Annotated in this window: 1 protein-coding gene; it reads left to right on the forward strand. The window is 40.3% G+C overall.

Features of this window, described 5'->3' with window-relative positions; all coding sequences use genetic code 11:
* The first annotated feature begins 193 nt into the window (after nucleotides 1-193).
* Nucleotides 194-1,150, forward strand: a complete 957-nt coding sequence (locus tag DD616_RS17265; RefSeq protein WP_208871989.1) for a hypothetical protein — start codon at nucleotides 194-196, stop codon at nucleotides 1,148-1,150.
* Nucleotides 1,151-1,171: the final 21 nt, after the last annotated feature.

Here is a 1,171-nt window from a genome sequence, read left to right on the forward strand (position 1 = left end):
CCTTAGCCGGGCGTTATGCATTTTAAGCGATCTCGTCACAATTCGCAGAGCGCATCACGCTTCTATTATTGCGCTCAATTTCATGCAAAAGTAGTATCACAAGGGCAATTTTGCTTTATGACACTGATGTATAGCTACTACTTTGGTTCGTTGCTATATCAGTCTCAAATCAGTATGACTTTGAGGTTTGACAATGGAACAAGAAAAGTACTTAGGTTATATAAAGTACGATGGTGAGTTAGTAGAAAACGGGTTAATGGACGGCAGAAGACAAGCTAAAGCTCTACTCGCATATGATGGAGCAATCAGAGAGCTTATTTCTAAACAAGCACCAGACTTGAAGCATATTGATTTTGAAATTCCAATGAGGGTCCAAAAGGGTTCTTGGGAAGCTTTAGTTCCAGAAACAGTTGCTGGGTGGGCGCAAGCTGGACTTGGGGTTGTTGCGACCGCTTATTTTAGTAAAGCTGCGTCAAAAATGGCTGAGAACGATTTTGAGAACTTCGGCTTCACCTCAATATTCTCGAAAGCACTAGATGGGTTAAAGTGGTTTGCACGAATCAGCAAACATCTAGGAGAAACGGGTAAAAAAGATCTGTCCAACCTTAAGTTTAAAAATAATAACGAACTTATCGGTATTCCCAACAATAGAGGGGAGTACATATATGTTCCAAAGCCTGCGTTAGATATTTATCTAGATTCCAACTCAAAATTGCTAGAAGAATTAGCTCGTAATATAGCTGAAGGACGCTCGTTGAAAATTGGAACATACAGCGATGGGGTTAAGGACGAAGTTACTATTGGTAAACAAGACAAAGCAATCTTCTGTAAGGATGACAGTGAAGATGACGATGAAGTTTTAGTTTTACCTGAGCTAGTGCACGGTGCAACGGTTGTGATTGAAGGCGAAGTTACGAGGGAAAATAAAACATCCAACTCCTTAGGCTTTAAATATTTAGGGCACATTCTTACTGCTTATCCTGATGTGGGTAGTGTCGTTAAATATAAACCTCTTCTGTTTTTGCGCTGTAAGCTAGTCGGTATCGTTAGCCGTTTAGATGAAAAAGGTCGAATTGCAGCGAAACGACCAAAACTTATTGTGTCCCACTTGGAAGCGCTCGAACAAACCAACGGTGACCTATTTAACTAAATGCTTAGTATCAAGTTTGAA

Source organism: Vibrio anguillarum (assembly GCF_003390515.1).
Classification (GTDB): domain Bacteria; phylum Pseudomonadota; class Gammaproteobacteria; order Enterobacterales; family Vibrionaceae; genus Vibrio; species Vibrio anguillarum.

Excerpts from the sequence above, each read along its gene's own strand:
- DD616_RS17265 (WP_208871989.1), top strand. The coding sequence starts at position 194 with ATGGAACAAGAAAAGTACTTAGGTTATATAAAGTACGATGGTGAGTTA.